24 protein-coding genes and 1 pseudogene are annotated in these 21,872 nt (G+C 70.6%); 15 read left to right on the forward strand and 10 right to left on the reverse strand.

Features of this window, described 5'->3' with window-relative positions; translation table 11 throughout:
* From ABD927_RS21510 to ABD927_RS21520, 3 genes are all read right to left on the reverse strand, one after another.
* Nucleotides 1–260: hypothetical protein (locus tag ABD927_RS21510; protein ID WP_425570332.1), on the reverse strand; the 260-nt coding region annotated here is incomplete at its 3' end.
* Nucleotides 257–2,029 carry a GMC family oxidoreductase gene (locus ABD927_RS21515; RefSeq protein WP_345251923.1) on the reverse strand — a complete coding sequence of 591 codons (1,773 nt, stop codon included), beginning with the start codon at nucleotides 2,027–2,029 and terminating at the stop codon, nucleotides 257–259. The genes ABD927_RS21510 and ABD927_RS21515, both read right to left, overlap by 4 nt.
* Nucleotides 2,026–2,805, reverse strand: a complete 780-nt coding sequence (locus tag ABD927_RS21520) for a gluconate 2-dehydrogenase subunit 3 family protein (protein WP_345251924.1) — start codon at nucleotides 2,803–2,805, stop codon at nucleotides 2,026–2,028. Before ABD927_RS21520 ends, ABD927_RS21515 begins: the two co-directional genes overlap by 4 nt.
* Before the next feature lie 144 nt (nucleotides 2,806–2,949).
* On the opposite strand from ABD927_RS21520, the gene ABD927_RS21525 reads away from it, so the two are divergent.
* The 3 genes and pseudogenes from ABD927_RS21525 (at nucleotide 2,950) to ABD927_RS24600 (ending at nucleotide 5,439) form a co-directional block, all read left to right on the forward strand.
* Nucleotides 2,950–3,240 (forward strand): hypothetical protein, encoded by a 291-nt coding sequence (locus ABD927_RS21525; RefSeq protein WP_345251925.1) that lies wholly within the window; start codon nucleotides 2,950–2,952, stop codon nucleotides 3,238–3,240.
* Nucleotides 3,241–3,380: 140 nt separating this feature from the next.
* Nucleotides 3,381–4,640 (forward strand): annotated as a pseudogene (locus ABD927_RS24595) (M13 family metallopeptidase); the annotation flags it as partial.
* A gap of 166 nt (nucleotides 4,641–4,806) precedes the next feature.
* A complete protein-coding gene (locus ABD927_RS24600) occupies nucleotides 4,807–5,439 on the forward strand; it encodes a M13-type metalloendopeptidase (protein WP_425570336.1) in 633 nt (210 codons plus the stop codon).
* 64 nt (nucleotides 5,440–5,503) lie between these two features.
* Here the strand turns inward: ABD927_RS24600 and ABD927_RS21535 are convergent, their stop codons facing one another.
* Complete coding sequence (locus ABD927_RS21535; RefSeq protein ID WP_345251927.1) at nucleotides 5,504–5,938, reverse strand: DUF4168 domain-containing protein; 435 nt, start codon at nucleotides 5,936–5,938, stop codon at nucleotides 5,504–5,506.
* Between the two features lie 207 nt (nucleotides 5,939–6,145).
* Here ABD927_RS21535 and ABD927_RS21540 point away from each other — a divergent pair, with 207 nt between their 5' ends.
* A complete protein-coding gene (locus ABD927_RS21540; protein ID WP_345251928.1) occupies nucleotides 6,146–6,994 on the forward strand; it encodes a class I SAM-dependent methyltransferase in 849 nt (282 codons plus the stop codon).
* Nucleotides 6,995–7,035: 41 nt separating this feature from the next.
* Entirely contained in the window at nucleotides 7,036–7,995 is a 960-nt protein-coding gene (locus ABD927_RS21545; protein ID WP_345251929.1) for an aldo/keto reductase, read from the forward strand.
* Between the two features lie 93 nt (nucleotides 7,996–8,088).
* Here the strand turns inward: ABD927_RS21545 and ABD927_RS21550 are convergent, their stop codons facing one another.
* From ABD927_RS21550 to ABD927_RS21560, 3 genes are all read right to left on the reverse strand, one after another.
* Nucleotides 8,089–8,271: a hypothetical protein gene (locus tag ABD927_RS21550; RefSeq protein WP_345251930.1), complete on the reverse strand. Its 183-nt coding sequence runs from the start codon at nucleotides 8,269–8,271 to the stop codon at nucleotides 8,089–8,091.
* Between the two features lie 50 nt (nucleotides 8,272–8,321).
* Entirely contained in the window at nucleotides 8,322–9,320 is a 999-nt protein-coding gene (locus ABD927_RS21555; protein WP_425570333.1) for an aldo/keto reductase, read from the reverse strand.
* Between the two features lie 115 nt (nucleotides 9,321–9,435).
* The gene (locus ABD927_RS21560) at nucleotides 9,436–9,612 is read right to left on the reverse strand and encodes a hypothetical protein (protein WP_345251931.1); all 177 of its coding nucleotides are present in this window, start codon (nucleotides 9,610–9,612) and stop codon (nucleotides 9,436–9,438) included.
* 123 nt (nucleotides 9,613–9,735) lie between these two features.
* Between ABD927_RS21560 and ABD927_RS21565 the strand changes: the two genes are divergently transcribed.
* From ABD927_RS21565 to murI, 3 genes are all read left to right on the forward strand, one after another.
* Entirely contained in the window at nucleotides 9,736–10,806 is a 1,071-nt protein-coding gene (locus tag ABD927_RS21565) for an AI-2E family transporter (protein WP_345251932.1), read from the forward strand.
* Between the two features lie 104 nt (nucleotides 10,807–10,910).
* On the forward strand, nucleotides 10,911–11,228 hold the full coding sequence (sugE, locus tag ABD927_RS21570) for a quaternary ammonium compound efflux SMR transporter SugE (protein ID WP_345251933.1): 318 nt from the start codon (nucleotides 10,911–10,913) through the stop codon (nucleotides 11,226–11,228).
* Nucleotides 11,229–11,247: 19 nt separating this feature from the next.
* On the forward strand, nucleotides 11,248–12,066 hold the full coding sequence (gene murI, locus ABD927_RS21575; protein ID WP_345251934.1) for a glutamate racemase: 819 nt from the start codon (nucleotides 11,248–11,250) through the stop codon (nucleotides 12,064–12,066).
* Nucleotides 12,067–12,082: 16 nt separating this feature from the next.
* Here the strand turns inward: murI and ABD927_RS21580 are convergent, their stop codons facing one another.
* Nucleotides 12,083–12,673, reverse strand: coding sequence for a nitroreductase family protein (locus ABD927_RS21580; protein WP_345251935.1), 591 nt, complete (start codon nucleotides 12,671–12,673; stop codon nucleotides 12,083–12,085).
* Between the two features lie 253 nt (nucleotides 12,674–12,926).
* On the opposite strand from ABD927_RS21580, the gene folE reads away from it, so the two are divergent.
* From folE to ABD927_RS21610, 6 genes are read left to right on the forward strand one after another with little or no spacing between them, the layout of a single operon-like run.
* Nucleotides 12,927–13,475 (forward strand): GTP cyclohydrolase I FolE, encoded by a 549-nt coding sequence (gene folE / locus ABD927_RS21585; RefSeq protein WP_345251936.1) that lies wholly within the window; start codon nucleotides 12,927–12,929, stop codon nucleotides 13,473–13,475.
* Between the two features lie 2 nt (nucleotides 13,476–13,477).
* Nucleotides 13,478–14,746 (forward strand): TIGR03862 family flavoprotein, encoded by a 1,269-nt coding sequence (locus ABD927_RS21590; RefSeq protein WP_345251981.1) that lies wholly within the window; start codon nucleotides 13,478–13,480, stop codon nucleotides 14,744–14,746.
* 60 nt (nucleotides 14,747–14,806) lie between these two features.
* On the forward strand, nucleotides 14,807–15,019 hold the full coding sequence (locus ABD927_RS21595; protein ID WP_345251937.1) for a heavy-metal-associated domain-containing protein: 213 nt from the start codon (nucleotides 14,807–14,809) through the stop codon (nucleotides 15,017–15,019).
* Nucleotides 15,016–15,360 (forward strand): hypothetical protein, encoded by a 345-nt coding sequence (locus ABD927_RS21600; RefSeq protein ID WP_345251938.1) that lies wholly within the window; start codon nucleotides 15,016–15,018, stop codon nucleotides 15,358–15,360. Before ABD927_RS21595 ends, ABD927_RS21600 begins: the two co-directional genes overlap by 4 nt.
* Entirely contained in the window at nucleotides 15,341–16,795 is a 1,455-nt protein-coding gene (locus ABD927_RS21605) for a TolC family protein (protein WP_345251939.1), read from the forward strand. The genes ABD927_RS21600 and ABD927_RS21605 overlap by 20 nt, the downstream gene beginning before the upstream one ends.
* Entirely contained in the window at nucleotides 16,792–18,063 is a 1,272-nt protein-coding gene (locus ABD927_RS21610; protein WP_345251940.1) for a multicopper oxidase domain-containing protein, read from the forward strand. Before ABD927_RS21605 ends, ABD927_RS21610 begins: the two co-directional genes overlap by 4 nt.
* A 13-nt stretch (nucleotides 18,064–18,076) precedes the next feature.
* Here the strand turns inward: ABD927_RS21610 and dinB are convergent, their stop codons facing one another.
* The gene (gene dinB / locus ABD927_RS21615) at nucleotides 18,077–19,177 is read right to left on the reverse strand and encodes a DNA polymerase IV (RefSeq protein ID WP_425570335.1); all 1,101 of its coding nucleotides are present in this window, start codon (nucleotides 19,175–19,177) and stop codon (nucleotides 18,077–18,079) included.
* Between the two features lie 147 nt (nucleotides 19,178–19,324).
* Here dinB and ABD927_RS21620 point away from each other — a divergent pair, with 147 nt between their 5' ends.
* Entirely contained in the window at nucleotides 19,325–20,749 is a 1,425-nt protein-coding gene (locus tag ABD927_RS21620) for a DEAD/DEAH box helicase (protein ID WP_345251942.1), read from the forward strand.
* A 97-nt stretch (nucleotides 20,750–20,846) separates the two neighbouring features.
* Here ABD927_RS21620 and gluQRS read toward each other — a convergent pair whose 3' ends face one another.
* Nucleotides 20,847–21,737, reverse strand: coding sequence for a tRNA glutamyl-Q(34) synthetase GluQRS (gene gluQRS, locus ABD927_RS21625; protein ID WP_345251943.1), 891 nt, complete (start codon nucleotides 21,735–21,737; stop codon nucleotides 20,847–20,849).
* Nucleotides 21,738–21,872 lie beyond the last annotated feature (135 nt).

Raw genomic sequence — 21,872 nt, forward strand, 5'->3', positions numbered from 1 at the left:
CTGGCCGGCGGCACCGTGGGCGCGGGCCGGCCGGCTGCGCCCGCCGCGGGCAGCGCGCCGCCGGCCGGCGTTGCCAGCCTGCCGCGCGAATCGTCCCACATCTGGTAGCCGACCGCGATCAGCGTGATGACCGGGCCCAGCACCATCAGGCCGACCGTCCGGGCGGCGGCGCTTCCCAGGCGGCCCCGGCGGCGCCGCGTGGCGTCTTCCGCCGGCAAGGCGCGCACATTCCCCGCGGGGCCGGGCGGATGCGCGCTCATGCCTGCAACGCCTTGCCAGGCGCCTTCAGGTAGTCCTGCTTGATCTTGTCGACGATCCAGTAGGCAGTCGCGCCGACGGTGCCGGTGGGGTTGTAGCCGGAGTTCTGCGGGAACAGACAGGCGCCGGTGACGAACACGTTCGGCACGTCCCAGCATTGGCCCCAGCGGTTGACGACGCTGGTCTGCGGATCGCTGCCCATGACGGCGCCTCCGGTCAGGTGGGTGGACTGGTAGGCCGTCGACGTGAACGGCCTCTTGCGCGGGCCGGGCTCGGTGGCCACCACGCCGCGCATCGCCTTGCCGATCTGGTCGCCTTTTTCGGTCAGGAAGGCCGACATGCGGATGTCGTTGTCGGGCAGGTCGTAGGTGACGCGCAGCAGCGGCTGGCCCCAGGCGTCTTTGTAGGCCGGGTCCAGGCTCAGGTAGCTGCCGCGCGTGGGCATGGCCGAGCCGGTGATGGTGATCGACGCCGAGTGGTTGTAGTAGCGGCGCACGGCCTTCTTCCACTGGCCGCCCCAGGCCGGCGTGCCTTTGGGCGTGGGGTGGTAGCCGATCGGCGCGCCGCTGACCACCTGGATCTGGATGTAGCCGCCGCCGACGAACTTGAGAGGGCCGTGGTCGAAATTGTCGGCGTTGAAATCGTCCATGGTGACGGCCACCGCACCGGCGCCCATGAAGGGGTTGATGTTGACGGACTCGTCGAAGAACAGGTTGACGCCCGAGGTCGTCTGGTGGGTGTAGTTGCGGCCGACCACGCCGGTGCCGGTGGCCGGGTCGTAGGGGCGGCCGATGCCCGACAGCAGGAGCAGGCGCACGTTGTTGATGCCGAAGGCGCAGAGCACCACGGAGTCGGCCGGCTGGAAGACTTCTTCGCCGGCGCCGTCGATATAGGTCACGCCGCGCGCCTGCTTCTTGTCCGGCGTCAGCTCCACGCGCAGCACGTGGGCGCCGGTGCGCAGTTCGAAGCCGGGCAGCTTCATCGCCGCCGGCAGGATGCAGACCTGGGGCGAGGCCTTGGCGAAATGCTCGCAGCCGAAGTTGGAACAGAAGCCGCAGTAGACGCAGGCGCTCATCGGCAATCCTTCGCTGTTCACGTACGGCCGGGTGGCCAGCGCCGAGGGCTGGATGTAGGGGTGGTAGCCCAGCCGCGCCGCCGCCTCGCCGAACAGCGCGGGCGCGTACGGCACCTTCATCGGCGGATTCGGGTAGGGACGCGAGCGCCACGGCTCGAACGGGTTGCCGCCTTGCTGCAGCTGGCCCTTGATGTTGCCGGCGAAGCCGGAGGCGCCCACCAGATAGTCGAAGCGGTCGAAATACGGTTCGAGCTCGTCGTAGGTCAGCGGCCAGTCCTGCACCGTCAGGTCCTGGTCGAAGATGGCGGCGCCGTATTTTTTCTCGTAGTAGCTGCGCATCGCGAAGTCCACCGGATGGAAGCGGTAGTACGCGCCCGACCAGTGGTTGCCCGCGCCGCCCAGGTGGGTACCGGGATAGGCGAATTGCCAGCGGCGCATCGGCAGCGCCTTCTGCTGGACGTTGTTGCGGAAGGTGAAGGTTTCGGTGGCGGCGTTCTGGTGCAGCGCGTGGCGGCGCACGTATTTCAGTTCGTCGTGGGCGGCGGGGGCCTGGAAGTCGGGCGAGGGCCAGCGCGGTTCGCCGCGTTCCAGCACCACCACCTTCTGGCCGGCGGCGGCGAGTTCCTTGCCGATGACCGAACCGGTCCAGCCGCCGCCGATGAGGGCGAAATCCACCTTGGGCATCGTCTTGCTCATGGCCTGTGCCCTTCTTCATGCCCGTGCGAGTCGGCGATCGAGACCGGCGGACGGGTCCATGCCACGCCGTGGCGCTCGATGTCGTTGGAAAAGCTGGCATAGGCGCCCGGGAAGCCGACCAGTTTCCAGCCCGCCATGCCGCCGTTGCCGCCGTACAGCGGATCGGAGAAGAAACCTTCCATGGTGGCGTCCAGCAGCGCCTGGAAGAACACCGCCGCCGGTAGCGGCGAGAAGTCGAGCTGGCCTTTTTCGAGCTGGCCGAGGAGGGCGTCCTGGTCGGCCGCCGACAGTTCTGCGAAGCGCCTGCCGTGCGCCTTGTTGCTGGCGTCGGCGAGTTTGGCCAGGCCGGCGCGGAACATCTCGGCGGGGGTGTACGACAGCTGGTAGCCCTGTTCCGGCGTGCCCTGCTCGAACGGGCCCTGCCGATAGAATTGGTCGCCGCTGCCCCAGGCGCCGGCGAGCTGGTCGTCGATGAAACGGGTGACCCCGGCTTCCTTGGCGCCGGGGCCCAGCTCGTCGGCGGGAATGAGGCGCGCGGCGATGGCGTCCATCGCTTCTGCTTCTTCGCGGTTGAAGAAGCGCAGCGTGCGTTGGCCGGCCCCGGCGTTCTGCATGGGCATCGGCATGCCGCCGCCCGGCTGGGCAGCCGCGGCGCCGGGCGGTGGAGAGGACGAAGGCGCCGCGGCGGACGCGGTGCGCGCGCTCAGCGCCGCGGGAACGCCGAGGGCAAACGCCTTCAGGACGTCCCGGCGGCGATTGGGCTGGTTCTGATCCATGCGGGTCGTACTCCTTGGAAGCCGGTGGCTGCAGCCGGATCGGAAAGGCCACGGCCTCAGCAATTTGCCTGCCCGCCGCCTTCGCAAGAGAGGGCACGTCTCGTGCTGAGTCCGGGCGTTTCCGATCGCACCAGGGAGGTCGATATGCGAGAAGTCCTCAACGTCACGGGCCGGCTGTCGCTGCTCGCGGCCCTCATGCTGGGCCTGGCGGCCTGCAACAAGAACGTCGACAGCCCGTCGGCGCCGCCCACGCCTTCCACATCGGCGCCGCCGGAAAGCCCGCCCCCGACTATGCAGGGGCCGTCCAGCTCGAGCGACGGCAACAGTGCGCGCAGTACGGACAATGCCGGCAATACGGCCGGCGCGCCCGGCAGCAGCGGGGATCCCGGCACGGGCGCGTCGGCGGGCTCGGGCGGAAGCCCCGACCGGCGCTAGCCACGGCCGAAGCGGGGCGGGCGCGCTGGCGCGCGCACCCGCGGGTGGCGGGAGAATCTACACGCGCCGCGTAAAAGCTTGCAGGCGGGGCGAACAGACGATTTTTGTTACGATGGCCCGGCGCTTCCCACCACCGAGCCATGTTCCGATTCCCCGCCAAGCCTGTCCTGCTGTCCCTCGCCACCGTCTTGTTCGCCACCGCCTGCGGCGGCGGCGATGACCGCGCCGTCACCCCGCCGGCCCTCGATGTGGCCGAATTCGATGCCAGCGTCGATCCCTGCGCCGACCCGTACGGGTTCGTGAACAACAGGTGGATGGCGGCCACCGAAATTCCCGCGGACCGCTCTCTCGTATCGGTCCTCAGCACCCTGCTCGAACAGAGCGAAGACGTGCTGCGCGCCGTGCTCGACGACGCGGCGGTCCAGGCCGACGAGGCGGCGGCCGGCTCCGTCGTCCGCAAGGTCGGACTGTTCTACCGGGCGGCCATGGACGAACCCGCGCTGGCGGCCGCCGGCGTGCAGCCGCTGGCGCCGGCTCTGGCGCAGATCGACGGCCTGCATTCGGTGGCCGATCTGCTGGACTATCTGCGCGACAGCGCCGGACGCGGCGAATCGGCCGTGTTCACGCTCGCGGCGGAGCCCGATTTCGATAACGCCAGCCGTTATCTGGGCACCATCGAGCCGCGCACGCCGAGCCTGCCCACGCCGGAGCACTACAGCGATCCGGAATACGCGCCGCTGCGGGAGGCCTATCTGGCCTACCTGGCCGAGCTGTTCCGGCTATCGGGCCGGACCGGGGCCGACGCGCAGGACCAGGCGCGGCGCGCATTCGCGGTGGAAGCGCGGCTGGCGGCGGTATCGCCGTCGCCCGAACAATGGGATGCCTACGACCAGCTCTACAACCCGGTCATGGTGGCCGAGGCCGATGCGATCGCGCCGCATTTCGGCTGGGCCGGCTACCTGCAGGCGATGGGGGCCGGGACGCAGCGGTTTTCGCTGCTCTTTCCCGGCTACGCGGCCGAGGTCGACGCCATGCTGTCGGAGGTGGACCTGCCCGACTGGCAGGCCTATCTGCGCGCCCGCGCGCTCGACGATGCGGCCGGCTATCTGTCCGCCCCGTTCCGCAGCGCCCGCTTCCGTTTCTACCGGCAGGCGATCGAAGGCGTGCCGCAGGAGCCGCCGCGCTGGCGGCAAGTGCTGGGAGATACCAACGATCTGCTGGGCGAGGCGCTGGGCCAGCTGTACGTCGCGCGCGCCTTCACGCCGGCCATGAAGGCCGAGATGCAGACGCTGGTGGACAACGTCCGGGCCGCGATGCGCAGCCGGCTGCAGCAGGCCGCGTGGATGAGCGTGGCCACCCGCCAGGCGGCGGTAGCCAAGCTGGACAAGCTGAAGGTGCAGATCGGCTATCCCGACACCTGGCTCGACTGGTCGGGCATCGAGATATCGGCCGCCGGCCATTACGCCAACGTGGCCGCGCTGCGCCGGCTCGCGTTGCAGCGGACCGCGGCCCGCATCGGCCGGCCGGTGGACGGCGCGGACTGGCCCCTGCTGCCCCAGCAGGTCAATGCCGGCTATTCGCCGACGCAGAACCTGGTTGGTGGTTTTTCCCGCGGCCATTTTGCAGCCGCCGCTGTTCCAGACGGGCGCCGATCCGGCGCTGAACTACGGCGCCATCGCGGCCGTGATCGGCCACGAGATCACGCACGGCTTCGATACGCAGGGCTCGCAGTTCGACGGCGATGGCAATCGGATGCAGTGGTGGACGCCGGCCGACCGCGACACCTTCGAGGCCCGCGCGGCGCGGCTGGCCGTCCAGGTCGAGCGCTACGAGCCGGCGCCGGGCCGGCCCGACCTGAAGCTGGACGGCCGGTTCACCCTGGCCGAGAACATCGCCGACCTGGGCGGCTTGAACGTCGCGTACGACGCGCTGCGGCGCGCGCTGGACCACGGCGGGAACCCGGGACCGATCGACGGCTATACCCAGGACCAGCGTTTTTTCCTGGCCTGGGCAAGGTCCTGGCGCACCAAGATGCGCCCGCAGCGGCAGGAACAATTGCTGGCGATCGATCCGCATCTGCCGGGGCCGTTGCGCGCCATCGTCGCGCCGTCGAACATGGCCGCCTTCGGGCAGGTTTTTTCGTGCCGGCCGGGCGACGCGATGGTGCGTCCGCCGGACGATAGAGTCGAGATCTGGTGAAACGAGGCGCCGCCGGCCGCACGCCGCCGGCGCGCATCGCCACGTCGATCCCCTGCTGCTACGGCTAGTAGCGGGGCCTTCCCTGCGGCATTCCCTGCTGCGGCATTCCCTGCTGCGGCATTCCCTGCCCCGACATCCCCTGATAGCTCATTTCCGAGTACTGCCGCATCAGCGTCGGGTCGTCGCGCACCGCCATCGCGATGGCGTTGTACTCGATCACGCTGAGCCCGGCGCTGTTGACGGCGCGCGCCTTCTCGCCGTTGGCCTCGCGGTCCAGCATCTCGCGCTGCATCGGGTCGACCGATTGCATGCGGGTGGCGTACTGGCTGTCGATGGCCGATACCTGGCGCGCGGCATCGGTGAACATGCGCATCTGGCTCGACGAGACGGTGGCCGGCACCGGCGTGGAGGATTGCGCCATGTCGGCGCGGTTCGACGCGCACGCCGCCAGGCCGGCGGCGAGCGTGGCGGCCGCAAGAACGCGGAGGGTCGTTTTCATTGGAACTCCTGGTTGGACATGGAGCGGGATAGTGTCGGCCGCCGCGCCGCCAGCGGGTCTTTCTTTATGTTTATATGTTTTTCGAATGATCTCGCCGCCGCTTCGCCCTGCCGCCAGGGGGGATTTAAGCTCTTGCTTCGGCGGCGCGCGGTAAGCTGCGCGCTCGGCCCGGGCGGATGCGCCGGGTATCTTGCCGAAGGAAGCATCATGCGCCATTCGTTCTCGCCCGTCCGCCGCGCCATGATCCTGGCCGCGCTGGCCGGCGCCGCGCCGTTGGGGGCCGCGGGCGCCGCGCCGGCGGCCGAGGTGCCGTCGCTCGACGCCGTCATCGCCGGTCCGCAGCGCAGCGCCGCCAACAAGGCCCGCGACGTCTACCGCCATCCGAGGCAAACGCTGCAATTCTTCGGCTTGCAACCCGGCCAGACGGTCATCGAGATCGCGCCTGGCGACGGCTGGTATACCGAGATCCTGGCTCCCTACCTGCGCGACCGCGGCAAGCTGTACGCCGCCCACTACGAGCCCGGCGGCGCCAACGCCGAACGCGCGCGCTCGCGCGCCCGCTACGAGGCCAAGCTCAGGCAGGACCCGGACGTGTACGGCAAGGTGACGGTGGGCACGCTGCCCGTCAAGGCCTTCACCGACATCCATCCGCCGGGCGGCGCCGACATGGTGCTTACCTTCCGCAACATCCACAATTGGATGAAGGACGGCCATTTCGACGACACGCTGCGCGCCTTCTACGCGGTGCTCAAGTCGGGCGGCGTGCTGGGCGTGGAAGAGCATCGCGCGCGGCCCGGCACTTCGCTGGCGCAGATGATCGCCAGCGGTTACGTGACCGAGGACTACGTGATCGAACACGCGCGCGCCGCCGGTTTCCAATTGGCGGCGCGCAGCGAGATCAACGCCAACCCGCGCGACACCAAGGACTACCCGCAAGGCGTGTGGACGCTGCCGCCCACGCTGCGCGAGGGCGACAAGGACCGCGCCAAGTACCTGGCGATCGGCGAATCCGACCGGATGACGCTGCGCTTCGTCAAACCTGCCGCCGCGCGCTGAGCGGCGCGGCGGGGCCTCTCGAGACACAAGGAGATTCGATCATGGAATTGCGTTCATTGGGCAAGTCGGGCCTGCGCGTATCGCTGGTCGGCCTGGGCTGCAACAACTTCGGCGGCCGCATCGATCTCGATGCGTCGCGCGCCGTGATCGACAAGGCCATCGATCTCGGCATCACGCTGTTCGACACGGCCGACATCTACGGCAACAAGGGCGGTTCCGAAACGGTGATGGGCCAGCTGCTGGGCGACCGGCGCAAGCAGATCGTGCTGGCCACCAAGTTCGGCATGCCGATGGACGACACCGGGCGTGCCCAGGGCGGCTCGCGCCGCTACGTGATCGAGGCCGTCGAGGCCAGCCTGCGCCGGCTGCGCACCGACTGGATCGATCTGTACCAGCTGCACCGGCCCGACCCGCTCACGCCGGTCGAGGAAACGCTGCGCGCGCTCGACGACCTGGTGCGCAGCGGCAAGGTGCGCTACGTGGGCTGCTCCAATTTCGCCGCCTGGCAGGTGGTGGAGGCCCATTGGATCGCGCGCGAGCTGGGCAGCAATGCGTTCGTCAGCTGCCAGAACGAATACAGCCTGGTGCAGCGGCGCGAAGAACCCGAGCTGGTGCCGGCGCTGCGCGCCTACGGGGTCGGCCTGCTGCCTTATTTCCCGCTGGCCAGCGGCCTCCTGACCGGCAAGTACCGCGGCGGCAAGGTGCCGGACGGCACGCGCCTGAGCAAAGAGGCGCGGCTGGCCAATCGCTACCTGAACGATCGCAATCTGCAACTGGCCGATCAATTGGCGGCGTTCGCCGAGTCGCGCGGCCATACGCTGCTCGAACTGGCGTTCGGCTGGCTGGCGGCCCAGCCGGTGGTGGCCAGCGTGATCGCCGGCGCCACCCGCCCCGAGCAACTGCAGCAGAACGTCGACGCCGTGAGGTGGCTGCCGGGCCCCGAAGACCTGGCCGAGATCGACCGCATCACCGCGGCCGCGCCGCCGATGCCGGCGCTGTAGCGCCGCCGTCCCGGCATCGTGCTCCGGCCGATGCCGCGATGGCCGGCAGCCGGGCTGGCCCGTGCCTGGCAGGCAGGCGAGCAGGGGCGAGTTTTAGCGCTTGCCCCAGTCTTCGTGGCGCGTGGCTTCTTCCTTTTCGGCCTCGTCCTGGCCCGCGCCGGTATCGGGCACGACGTCGGGGCCGGGCGGCAGCGGTGCGGTCGGCGTGCCGCGCAGGTCGTCGTTGCCCGGCGGCGGGCTGGGCGTGGCGGGGGGCTTGGGCTTGATTTCCGACATTTCAGGATCTCCTTCGGTCATACACTTCGTTGCAGCTGCCGCGGCAGGCCTCAGCGTCCGGCGTCGCCCTGCCGGTACTCGGCGGTCAGGTCGTCCAGCTTCTGCTTGAGCTCGGGATCGAGCTTCAATTCCGCCGCCGCCAGCGTGTCCGCCAGCTGTTCCGGCTTGCTCGCGCCGATGATCGCGCAACTGATCGCCGGGTTGGCTAGCACCCAGGCCACCGCCACCGTGGCCAGCGGCAGCCCGGATTCGGCCACCGCGCGCTGCAGTTCTGCCACCGTCTGGAACTGGCGTTCGTGCCAGTAGCGCTCCTGGTAGCGGGTGGCGGCGGTGCCGAGCGTGAAGCGCGTGCCGGCCGGCGGGCCGCTTTCGAAGCGATGCTTGCCGGTGAGCAGGCCGCCGGCCAGCGGGTTGTACGACAGCACGCCCAGCCCTTCCTCCTGCACCAGCGGCAGCAGTTCGCGCTCGATCTCGCGGAATAGCAGGCTGTAGCGCGGCTGTACCGAGATGAAGCGGGTCAGCCCGCGCAGGTCGGCGCGGCCCAGCGCGCGCGCCAGCCGGTAGGCCAGGAAGTTGGAGACGCCGATGTAGCGCACCTTGCCCGAGCGCACGATGTGGTCGAGCGCTTCCAGCGTTTCGTCGAGCGGCGTGCGGCGGTCGTCGCTATGCAGCTGGTAAAGGTCGACGTAGTCGGTGCCGAGCCGTCGCAGCGAGCCGTCGATGGCGTCGAACAGGTGCTTGCGCGACAGGCCCAGGTCCCAGCGGTTGGGGCCGACCCGGTTGAAGGCCTTGGTGGCCACGATGAAATTCTGCCGGCGCCCGGCCAGCCAGCGGCCGACGATTTCCTCGGTGCGCCCCACCGTCTGCAGGTCGCCGCCGATAGGATAGGCGTCGGCGGTATCGATGAAGTCGACGCCGGCCTCGGCCGCGCGGTCGAGAATGGCGCGCGAAACGCTTTCTTCGGTCTGCAGGCCGAACGTCATCGTGCCCAGCGCCAGGCGCGAGACGGTCAGGCCGGAATTGCCCAGGCGTGTATGCGGAATGGTCATGGTGGGGCTCTGGAAAGTGGACGGAAGATGCCGGGTGGCTCGGGCTCAATGATAAACGCCGTGTCCCTGCCGGTTCACGGCGTTGCTGCGCTTCCCGGGCGCGGCCGGCGGGTTCTTACGTCCGCCGGGCCCCGGCGCCGCGCTGGCGCTGGCTTTGCTGGTCCTGCCCGGTGCCGATCTGGCCGACGTGGCCGTCCTTCTTGGTGCGCTTCTGTTCGTCGCGGTGGCTGCGCTGCTCCTCGCGGGCGCGGTCGTCGGCCAGTTTGTCGGCGGGTTTCTGCGTCTTGTCCATGGCGGTCTCCTGGATGTGGACCGCCTGCGCCAGCAAACGGCGTGCCGGCTCGGGGGCGGACGCGATAGGCCGGCAATCGCGGTGCTGGTACAGTGGAGCCCGTCGATTTTCCGCCTGGATTCCATGACGTCTCCCGTGTTTCCGGTCCATCTCGTGGCGCGCTGGCTGCTGGTGCTGGTCCTGGCCGCCGGCGTGTACTTCTTCAGCGGATTCCTGGTGCCGGGGCTGGCGGCGCTGATCATCGGCTTCGCCAGCTGGCCGCTGTACGAACGGTGGGTGCGCGCCTGCGGCGGCCATACCGCCGTGGCCGCGACCTTCGCGCTGCTGCTGATCGTGGTGGGGCTGATCGTGCCGCTGTCGCTGGCGGTGTCGTACGCCATCAAAGAAGCCGGCAACCTGATCGCGTGGCTGCTGGTGGCCAACCGCGACGGCTTGCCGGCGCCGGGCTGGCTGGAGGGGCTGCCGGCGGTGGGCGAGCGGCTGGCCGCCTACTGGAACGACTACCTGGGAAGCCCGCACGCGCTGGGCTCGTGGGTGCAGCTGATCAGCGGCGAGCATCTCGGCAACATCTACCGGATCGTGCTGTCGACCACCGGCAACGTGTTCCACCTGGCGCTGACCGTCGTTTTCATGCTGATCATCCTGTTCTTCGTGTACAAGGACGGCGAACGCATCGTGGCGCAGCTCGACGTCGTCGGCGAACGCATCCTGCCGGCGCGCTGGATGCGCTTCTCGCGCGTGGTGCCGGCCACCATCAGCGCCACCGTCACCGGCATGGGGCTGATCGCCGTGGGCGAGGCCCTGGTGCTGGGCACGGCCTACGCGATCGCCGGCGTGCCGTCGCCAGTGCTGTTGGGCCTGATCACCGGGTTCATGGCGCTGATCCCGGGCGGGGCGCCGCTGGCCTTCACGATGGTGTCGCTGTACCTGGTCGGCTCGGGCAAGCTGGTGGCCGCGGCCGGGCTGTTCGCCTGGGGCACCTTCGAACTGTTCGTGGTCGACAAGACCCTGCGGCCACGGCTGGTGGGCGGGCCGGTCAAGCTGCCGTTCCTGCCTACTTTCCTGGGGCTGGTGGGCGGGGTGCAGACGATGGGGCTGGTCGGGCTGTTCGTCGGGCCGGTGCTGATGGCGCTGCTGGTGGCGGTGTGGCGCGAGTGGCTCAACAGCGTGCGCAGCGAGACTCCGCCAGCCTGAGCCGGCGCCGGCAGCTTCCAGGGCCTGGACGTCGGCCCGGCCAGCGGCCCATGCGCTAGAATGGCGCGCCCGCGGCGCCGTTGCCGCCGCCAAGGAGTGTCGACATGGCCTGGGCCATCCTCATCGTCGCCGGACTGCTGGAAGTCGCGTGGGCGGTGGGTCTCAAATATACGGAAGGGTTCAGCCGGCTGTGGCCGAGCGTGGGCACGGTGCTGGCGATGGTGCTGAGCGTGGTGCTGCTGGGCGTGGCGATGAAGTCGCTGCCGATGGGCACCGCCTACGCGGTCTGGGTCGGCGTGGGCGCGGTGGGCACCGTCGTGCTGGGCATCGCGCTGTTCGGCGAGCCCGCCACGGCGGGGCGGCTGGCCAGCCTGGCGCTGATCGTGCTGGGCATCGTCGGCCTCAAGCTGGCCACGCACTGATCGGCAGGCGGATCCCGATATGTCGGCCTTGTGCGCGCCGGCCCCGGTCGGGGTCTACGATTCCGGGCTGGGCGGCCTGAGCGTGCTGCCCGCGATCCGGCGCCTCATGCCGGGGCAGGACCTGGTCTACGTGGCCGATTCCGGCCATCTTCCCTATGGCGAGAAGCCGGCGCAGGCGGTGGTCGAACGGGCGCGGCGGATCGCCGAGTATTTCATGGGGCAGGGCGCGCGCGCGGTGGCCGTCGCCTGCAACACCGCCACGGCGGCGGCCATCGGCGAACTGCGCCGCCTTCATCCGCACTGCGCCTTCGTCGGCATCGAGCCCGCGGTCAAGCCGGCCGCGCGGCTCACGCGCAGCGGCGTGATCGGCGTGCTGGCCACCAGCGGCACGCTGCTGAGCGGCAAGTTCCGCGAGCTGGTGGCGCGCGAGGCGCCCGCGGCCGAGGTGCTGGTCAGGCCCTGCCCGGGCTGGGTGGAACTGGTCGAGCGCGGCGCCGGCATCGACGAGGCGATGCCCGCGGTGGCGGCGCCGGTGTCGGACCTGCTGGCGCGCGGCGCCGACGTGCTGGTGCTGGGCTGCACCCATTTCCCTTTCCTGTTGCCGGCCATCCGCCGCTGCGTGGGCAACGATTTCCCGGTGCTGGAAACCAGCGTGCCGTTCGCGCAGGAATTGCGGCGCCAGTTGCTGGCGCGCGGCGCGCCGGCCGGCGGCCAGGCCGGCGTGGCCGGTTCGCTGCGCATCCTGACCAGCGGCGCCCCGGCGGACCTGGCTCCCCGGGTTGCCATGCTGCTGGGCGAGGCCCATGCGGTAGGACGGCTGCCTGAGCGCTATTGCTAGCGCCGCGCGGGCCCGGTCAGAAAGTGAAGCGCCCTTCGGCGGCGATGGCCGCCAGCGGCAGGCGGTCGCTGGCCACTTCGCGCGCCTGCAGCGCCTCGGGCAGCACGCTTTTGTCGGCCAGCCGGCCGATCACGATGCCTGCCTCGATGGCGAAGCTGTCGGGCACGGCCAGTTCCTGGCGGATGCGGTCGCGGTGGATGCCGCCCACGCCGTGGGCGATCCAGCCTTCGATGCTGGCCTGCAGGGCCAGGTAAGCCCAGGCCGCGCCGGCGTCGAAGGAATGGGTGACCGACGGCACTTCGCCGTCGCCCGACGGCCGGGTCGTTTTCGACAGCACGTAGACGATGGCCGAGGCGTTGGCGGCCCAGACCTGGTTGGCTTCCAACAGCAGGCCCATGAACCGTTCCCACGACGGCGTGCCGCGCCGCGCGTAGATGAAGCGCCACGGCTGCAGATTGCTGGCCGACGGCGCCCAGCGCGCGGCCTCGATGAAGCCGAGCAGGGTCGATTCCTCGATCGCTTCGCCGGTGAAGGCGCGCGGCGACCAGCGGGAGAGGAACTGGGGGTGGATCGGGTGGGTAGGGGTACGGGAAGAGGGGTGCGACATGATGGTTGCTTGGTAGAAGGAAAGATGCGGGGTCTTGCATGGTAATCGGCAGGCGGCCGATTGCGTACAGGCTGGCGCGTAATGAACTCATGTCCGGGTCGGCCGCAGGGCATCCGGGGGGGCGGCCGGGCCGATTGGGGTATCCTGCCATGTTCCGATGGCGGATTATGAGACGAAGAAAACGGATCTTGCAAAGCCTCGGGAGCAACAGGCCGGCGCCAGGCGTCGCAGGAACGAGTTTTCAGGAGAACCCATGTCGCTGGAGAAACATTACACCGCCATTCTGGAAGCGCTCGGCGAAGATCCGTCGCGCGAGGGGCTGCGCGGGACGCCGCTGCGCGCCGCCAAGGCGATGCAGTATCTTTGCCAGGGCTATGGCCAGAACCTGGACGAGATCGTCAATGGCGCGCTGTTCACGTCCGACACCAGCGAGATGGTGCTGGTCAAGAACATCGAGCTCTATTCCCTGTGCGAGCACCACCTGCTGCCCTTCATCGGCAAGGCGCACGTGGCCTACCTGCCCAACGGCAAGGTGCTGGGCCTGTCGAAGGTGGCGCGCATCGTCGACATGTACGCGCGGCGCCTGCAGATCCAGGAAAACCTCAGCCGCCAGATCGCCGAGGCCGTGCAGCGCGTGACCGGCGCGCTGGGCGTGGGCGTGGTGATCGAGGCCCAGCACATGTGCATGATGATGCGCGGCGTCGAGAAGCAGAATTCGTCGATGGTGAGCTCGGTCATGCTGGGCGAGTTCCGCGACAATCCGGCCACGCGCGCCGAACTGCTCAATCTGGTCCGGAGCTAGCGCTGGGCCCGTCAGGGGCGCCCGCGCGCGTCGCGGTGGTGGGCGCCGGTCCGGCCGGCCTGATGGCGGCCGAGACGCTGGCCGCCGGCGGCTGCCGGGTCGACATCTACGATGCCATGCCGTCGGCCGGCCGCAAGTTCCTGCTGGCCGGCAAGGGCGGCATGAACATCACCCATTCCGAACCGCTGGAACGCTTTCTGGCGCGCTACGGCCCGCGGGCCGGCGCGCTCGACGCCATCGTGCGCGGCTTCGGCCCGCAGGCGCTGCGCGACTGGGTCGGCGGGCTGGGCATCGGCACCTTCGTCGGTTCGTCGGGCCGCGTGTTTCCCACCGACATGAAGGCGGCGCCCTTGATGCGCGCCTGGCTGCACCGCCTGCGGGCGGCCGGGGCCGCGCTGCACATGCGCCATCGCTGGCTCGGCTGGGACGACGCCGGCGGGCTGCGTTTCGATGCGCCCGGCGGGCCGCTGGCCGTGGCGGCCGATGCGGCGGTGCTGGCGCTGGGCGGCGGCAGCTGGCCGCGCCTTGGCTCCGACGGCGCATGGGCCGCCGTGCTGGGCGCGCGCGGCGTGCGGGTGGCGCCGCTGGCACCGTCCAATTGCGGTTTCGACGTGGGCTGGAGCGAACACCTGCGCCAGCGCTGCGCCGGCCAGCCGGTGCGTTCGGTGCACGCCAGCTTCGTGGGCGCCGACGGCAGGCAATGGCGGCGCGCCGGCGAATTCGTGCTGACCGATGGCGGGGTCGAGGGCACGCTGATCTATGCATTGTCGGCCGGGCTGCGCGACGCCATCGCGGCGCACGGCCAGGTCACCCTGTGGCTGGACCTGGCGCCCGGGCTCGGCCCGGAACGGGTGGCTGCCGAATTGACGCGGCCGCGCGGCACCCGGTCGATGTCCAGCCACCTGCGCAGCCGGGTCCGCATCGATGGCGCCAAGGCGGCCTTGCTGCGCGAGGTGGTGGGCGCGCAGGGCTGGGGCGATCCGCTGCGGCTGGCCGCTGCGATCAAGCGCCTTCCCATCGTGCTGCGCGCGCCGCGGCCGCTGGCCGAGGCCATCAGCAGCGCCGGCGGCGTCGACTTCGCCGAACTGGACGACGGCCTGATGCTGCGCCGCATGCCCGGGGTGTTCTGCGCCGGCGAAATGCTCGACTGGGAGGCGCCGACCGGCGGCTACCTGCTCACCGCCTGTTTCGCCACCGGGCGGCGCGCCGGCGCTGGGGCGCTGGCCTGGCTGGCGGCGCGGGGCGGGAAGCCTGAGGCCGAAAAGGCTTGACCTGCCCATCGTGGGAAGGTCGACACTTGCGCCATCGCGTTTCCCATTGAGAGCTCGTTCATGTCCCGATTCAACGTAGACGGTATGTCGTGCGGCCACTGCGTCAAGGCCGTCACGCAGGCGGTGCACGAAATCTATCCGCAGGCCAGGGTAGAGGTCGACCTGGCGGCGGGTACCGTGCAGGTCGACGGCGCCGACGACGCGGCCCGCGTGGCGCACCAGATCGAAGACGCCGGCTACGACGTGAACGCCGTCGACGGCCGCCCGCTGTGATGCGGTGGCTCGCGCTGGCGGCGGCGCTGCCCGCCGCGGCGGCGATCGCGGCCGCCTCCCAGCCGCCGCGATCGGCGCTGGACCCGGATACGCCGGTCGCGCCGATGCTTTACGTGTCGCCGTTCGCGGGCTACATGCTGTTCGAGGATCGCGCCGTGGGCGACTGGACCCGCCTGAACCAGGCCGTGGCCGCCGCCGAGGCCATGGACCATGCCGGCCACGGGACGGGCGGCAATGGCATGAACCACGCCGGCCACATGATGGACGGCGGTTCCGGCGCTCATGCTCCCGCGGCCGGATCGCCCGATGTGCAGCATCAGCATGACGCCCACCACCCTTGAGGCCGGCCGGCGTCTGCCGCAGGTCCTGGCGTTGACGACCGTATTGCTGTCGGGCTGCGCCGGTTTTTCGGCAGACGGCGGCGCCGGCGACGTGCAGCGCCTGGCCGAGCCGGGACTGGGCCTGTCCGCCGACGCCGGTCGCGCCGCGTTGCCCGTCGCCTGGGCTGCGGCCGCCCCTGCCGCTCCCGCCACCGACGGCTCCGACGCCGACCGCAGCGCGGTCGAAGATGCCACGCGCCGCCTGCTGGCGCAGCCGCTGGGCGCCGACGACGCGGTGCGGCTCGCGCTGATGCACAACGCCGGCCTGCAGGCCGCCTTCGCCGGGCTGCGCGCGGCCGAAGCCGAGCGCGTGGCCGGCGGCCGGCTCGCCAACCCCGGTTTCGCCTTCGGCCGTTCGGTGGAAGGCGACCGGCGCGAGATCGAACGCGCCGTGGTGTTCGACGTGATCGGCCTGTTCACGCTGCCGGTGCGCTCGCGCATCGCCGATACCCGCTTCGAGCAGGCCCGGCTCGACCTGGCCAATCGGGTGCTGGCGCTGGCCGCCCGGACCCGGCGCGCGTATTTCGAGGCGGTGGCCGCGCGCCAGCTGGCCGAATACGCCGGCCAGGTCCGCACGCTCGCGCAGTCGCGCGCCGAACTGGCGCAGCGCATGCGCGCTGCCGGCAACTGGAGCCGGCTCGACCAGCTGCGCGAGCAACTGCTGTACGCCGAGGCCACCGCCCGCCACGCGCGGGCGCTGGACGACGCCGACGCCGCGCGCGAGCGCCTGACCCGGCTGCTGGGGTTGTGGGCCGACGATGCCGATTATCAACTACCCGACCGGCTGCCCGATCTGCCAGCCCGCATCGGCGACCAGCGCGACATCGAACGGCGCGCGCTGCGCGACCGGCTCGACGTCCGCATGGCCCGCCGCAACGTCGACGGCACGGCCCGCGCGCTGGGCCTGACCCGCGCCACCCGCTTCGTCAACGTGCTCGACGCCGGCTTCGGCCACACGACCAGGAACGGCGGCGAGCCCGACAAGAACGCCTGGAGCGTAGGCTTCGAACTGCCCATCTTCGACTTCGGCCGGATCGGCGCGGCCCGCGCCCAGGCGCAATACGACCGTGCCTTCGCCGAGGCCGCCGAGGTCGCCATCGCCGCGCGCTCGGCGGCGCGCGAAGCCTATCGCCACTACCGCTCGGGCTACGACCTGGCCCGCCACTACCGGGACGAGATCGTGCCGCTGCATGCCCGCGTCAACGAAGAAAGCCTGCTGCGCTACAACGGCATGCTGATCGGCGTATGGGACCTGCTGACCGAGGCCCGCATGCACGCCGACGCGGTGGCCGCAGCCATTGCCGCGCAGCGCGATTTCTGGATCGCCGCGGCGCAGCTGCGCTACGAGCTGGGCGGCAGCCCCGAGGCGCCGGCCGATGCGGAGGCTGCGCGATGAGCTCCCGCCGCGATTTCCTGCGCGGCGCCGCCGCGCTCGGCGCCGGCATGGTGGCCCGCGCCGCCGCCGCGATCCCCGAGGCGCCCGTGCGCGCCTCGGCCGGCACCGAGCCGCCGCCGCCCCCCGCGGCCGGCCGCCCCTACCGGCCGGTGGTCACGCTCAACGGCTGGTCGCTGCCGTGGCGCATGAACGATGGCTGGAAGGAATTCCACCTGGTGGCCGAGCCGGTGGTGCGCGAATTCGCCCCCGGCATGACCGCCCACCTGTGGGGCTACAACGGCCAGAGCCCGGGCCCGACGATCGAGGCGGTCGAAGGCGACCGGGTGCGCATCTTCGTCACCAACAGGCTGCCCGAGCACACCAGCGTGCACTGGCACGGCATGCTGCTGCCGTCCGGCATGGACGGCGTGGGCGGCCTGACCCAGCCCCACGTCCCGCCCGGCAAGACCTTCGTCTACGAGTTCGAACTGCGCCGCCCCGGCAGCTTCATGTACCACCCGCATTCCGACGAGATGGTGCAGATGGCGATGGGCATGATGGGCTTTTTCGTGGTGCACCCGCGCGACGCGCGCCGCCTGCGCGCCGACCGCGACTTCGTGTTCCTGGCCGCGGCCTACGACATCGACCCGGGCACCCGCACGCCGCGCGTGTCGGAAATGACCGACTTCAACATGTGGACCTGGAATTCGCGCGTGTTCCCCGGCATCGACCCGCTGGTGGCCCGCAGCGGCGACCGCGTGCGCATCCGCATCGGCAACCTGACGATGACCAACCACCCCATCCACCTGCACGGCCATGCCTTCGAGGTGACCGGCACCGACGGCGGCTGGGTGCCGCGCGGCGCGCGCTGGCCCGAGGTGACGGTGGACGTGCCGGTGGGCGCGATGCGCGCCATCGAGTTCGATGCCGTGGCCGGCGACTGGGCCTTGCACTGCCACAAGAGCCACCACGCGATGAACGCGATGGGACACGGCGTGCCCAACATGATCGGCGTGCCGCACGACGACATCGCCGGCCGGATCGGCAAGATGATTCCCGGCTACATGTCGATGGGCGCGAGCGGCATGGCCGGGATGTCGGAAATGCAGATGCCGCTGCCCGACAACACCTTGCCGATGATGAGCGGCCAGGGCCCGTTCGGCGCGCTGGAGATGGGCGGCATGTTCAGCGTGCTGAAGGTGCGCGACGATGTCGCGCCCGGCGATTATTCCGATCCCGGCTGGTTCCGCCATCCGCCGGGCACGGTGGCGCGCGAATGGAAGGGCTGAGGAGGCAAGCGCCTTAGCCGTCGAACAGTCCCAGCTGCTGGCCCGCTTCGCCCAGCCGCACGCCTATCCCCATCAGCCGCACCGGCCGCGTGTTGCGGCGGAATGCGGTGGCCAGCAGGATGCGGTATTGCTCCGCATCGGGCGCGGTGCCCATGCCTTCGGCCGTGGTGCGGCTGAAATCGGCGAAACGCAGCTTGACGAACAGCTTGTTGATCGTATCCTGCGCGTCGCTGCGGCGGATGCGCGCCTCCAGCTGCTGCAGGAAGCCCTCCAGCGAGGCTTCGCACTGTTCGAGCGAGGTCAGGTCGGTCACGAAGGTCTGCTCGACGCTGATCGACTTGCGTTCGCGGTTGGGCGAGACCTCGCGATGATCGATGCCGCGGCACAGGTCGTGCAGCCGGTCGCCGAAGGCGCCGAATTCATCGCGCAGCGCGGCCTGCGTCCAGCCGCGCAGGTCGCCGCAGGTCTGCACCCCCAGCCGCGCCAGGCGCGCGCCGGTCACCTTGCCTACGCCGTGCAGCTTGCCCACCGGCAGCGCCGCCACGAAGGCGTCGACCTGTTCCGGCCGCACCACGAACAGGCCGTCGGGCTTGTTCCAGTCGCTGGCGATCTTGGCCACGAACTTGTTCGGCGCGACCCCGGCCGACACCGTGATGCCGACCGCCTGCGCCACCCGGCTGCGGATCTCGCGCGCGATCAGCGTGGCGCTGCCGTTATGCCGGCCGGTGCCGCTGACGTCCAGATAGGCCTCGTCCAGCGACAGCGGTTCGACCAGCCCGGTATAGTCTCGATAGATCTCCATGATCTGCGCCGACGCCGCCCGGTACTTGTCCATCGAAGGCGGCAGGATCAACAGCTCCGGGCACAGCCGCAGCGCGCGCGCCGACGACATCGCCGAATGCACGCCGTAGCGCCGCGCCTCGTAGTTGCAGGTGGCCACCACGCCGCGCGTTTCGGGCCGCCCGCCCACGGCCAGCGGCCGGCCGACGAGCGACGGATCGTCGCGCATCTCGATCGACGCGTAGAAGCAGTCGCAGTCGCAATGGATGATTTTTCGGGGAAGTCCGGTCATGTCACGGCGGCGCGGCGGCGCCGGCCGCGTCCGCGTGCGCATCGTACCCGAGGACGGGCCCCGCGTGCCGCCGCACGCCGCCATCGCGCCGGCCGCCAATGTGCTGTAAAATCTAAGTCTTTGATTTTTCTGGAATTTGATCGCCACACTACGCCTTCTGACAGCGCGCAATATGGCGGTCCGCCAATCATGACAGATACCGCAGTATCCGGACCCGCTTCATTCGCCGACTTCGGCCTGCATCCCGACATCCTCAAGGCCATCGCCGCCACCGGCTACACCGTCCCCACGCCGATCCAGGCCCAGGCGATTCCCACGGTCATGAACGGCGCCGACGTCATGGGCGCAGCCCAGACCGGCACCGGCAAGACCGCGGCCTTCACGCTGCCCATCCTGCATCGCCTGATGCCGCTGGCCAACAATAGCGCGTCGCCGGCGCGCCACCCGGTGCGCGCGCTGATTCTTACGCCCACCCGCGAACTGGCCGACCAGGTGGCCGACAACGTCAAGCGCTACAGCGAATTCACGCCGCTGCGCGCGGCGGTGGTGTTCGGCGGCGTCGACATCGCCCCGCAGAAGGCGCAGGTGCGGCGCGGCTGCGAGCTGCTGATCGCCACGCCCGGCCGCCTGCTGGACCACGTCGAGCAGAAGACCATCAACCTGGGCCAGGTCGGCATGCTGGTGCTGGACGAGGCCGACCGCATGCTCGACATGGGCTTCCTGCCCGACCTGGAGCGCATCATCCGCCTGCTGCCGCAGCAGCGGCAGACGCTGCTGTTCTCGGCCACCTTCAGCAACGAGATCCGCAAGCTGGCGCGCTCCTACCTGAAGTCGCCGGTCGAGATCGAAGTCGCGGCGCGCAACGCCACCGCCGACACCGTCACCCAGATCGCCTACAAGCTGCCGTCGGAATCCAAGCGGGCGGCGGTGGTGCAACTGGTGAAGTCGCGCGGGCTCAAGCAGGTGATCGTGTTCTCCAACACCAAGATCGGCACCGCCCGCCTGGCGCGCCAGCTCGAGGTGGACGGCGTGCGCGCCGAGTCCATCCACGGCGACAAGACCCAGGCCGACCGCATGAAGGCGCTGGAAGCCTTCAAGGCCGGCGAACTGGAAGTGCTGGTGGCGACCGACGTGGCCGCGCGCGGGCTGGACGTGGCCGGCGTGCCCTGCGTCATCAACTACGACCTGCCGCACAACCCCGAAGACTACGTGCACCGCATCGGCCGCACCGGCCGCGCCGGCGCCTCGGGCGAGGCGATCTCGCTGTTCACGGCCGACGAGGAACGCTACCTGCTCGACGTGGAAAAGCTCATCAAGCGGGAGGTGCCGCGCGGCCAGCTCGACCTGCCGGCGCCGGCGCGCAGCCACTTCGCCCGCGACGATCGCCCGGCGCGCGGCCGCGAGCGTGACCGCGACGCGCGCCCAGGCCGCAACCGCTACGAGGGCCGCCACGACAGCCGGCCCAGCGCGCCGCCGGTCGACGATTTCTTCCTTCGCCCTTACGAGCCGTCGCAGCCCGCCGCGGCGGCCGAAACGCGCGACGCCGAATCCGCCTCCAGGCAGACGCCCAAGCGGCCGTTGGCCGCGCTGCTGGGCGGCGGCAAGAAGGCCTGAGCGGCCTGTTTTTCCCGGTGCTCTCCGGGGGATCCGAACCTCCGCAGGAGATGCATGGCGGGAAACCCGGCGGCGGGCAGGCCGCCGCGCGCTGCGCTCAGTGGCGCACCGCGATCTTCCACCGCGCCGCCCACGCCCGCGTCGCGTCTTGCAGCCATTGCGCCACGCCGCTGCCCCGCTGCGCCAGCGGGGCGAAGCCCAGGAAACCCCACGCGGCCGCCAGCGCCGCCAGCGGCCTGTCCGTATCGATAGCCGGCGCCCCGGTCTGTTTCGACAGCTTCTGCCCCAGCGCGTTGACGACCAGCGGCACGTGCATCATCCGCGGCTCGGGCAGGCCCAGCAGGCGCTGCAGCACGCGCTGCCGGCCGGTCGAACCGAGCAGGTCGGCCCCGCGTACCACGTCGGTCACGCCCTGGGCCGCATCGTCCACCACCACCGCCAATTGATAGGCCCACAGGCCGTCGGCGCGCAGCAGCACGAAGTCGCCGGTCTCGTGGGCCACGTCCTGGCATTGCGGGCCCAGCCAGCGGTCGTCGAAGCGTACCGGGCCGGGCGGCACCCTCAGCCGCCACGCGCGCGGCGGGCGGCCGCCCGGGATGCCGCCGCGGCAGGTGCCGGGGTAGGGCAGTTCGCCCACCGGCAGCGCGCCGCGCGCCTGGATCAGCGAATCGGCGATTTCCTTGCGGGTGCAGGCGCAGCCATATACATGGCCGGCCGCGCGCAGCGTATCGAATGCGGCGCGGTAGCAGGCGTTGCGGGCGGACTGGTACAGTACCTCGCCATCCCAGCGCAGGCCCAGCGCGGCCAGCTGCCGCAAGATCAGGCCCGCCGCGCCGGTCACCACGCGCGGGGCGTCGATGTCTTCGATGCGGACCAGCCAGCGCCCGCCGTGGGCGCGCGCGTCGAGATAGCTGGCCAGCGCGGCCACCAGCGAACCCTGGTGCAGCGCGCCGGAAGGACTGGGGGCGAAACGGCCGGTGTAAGTCATGGCGCCGCACAGCATACGCCACGCGGCGGGGCGCAGGCCAGGGCGCGGCGGCATTGAAAATGTTGCACTGCGCCCTAAACTGCACGGTAACAGCGAGCCGTCGCGGCGCCACGTCGCGGACCGGCTTCCAACCTT

The organism is Pigmentiphaga soli (assembly GCF_039541095.1).
Lineage (GTDB): Bacteria > Pseudomonadota > Gammaproteobacteria > Burkholderiales > Burkholderiaceae_B > Pigmentiphaga > Pigmentiphaga soli.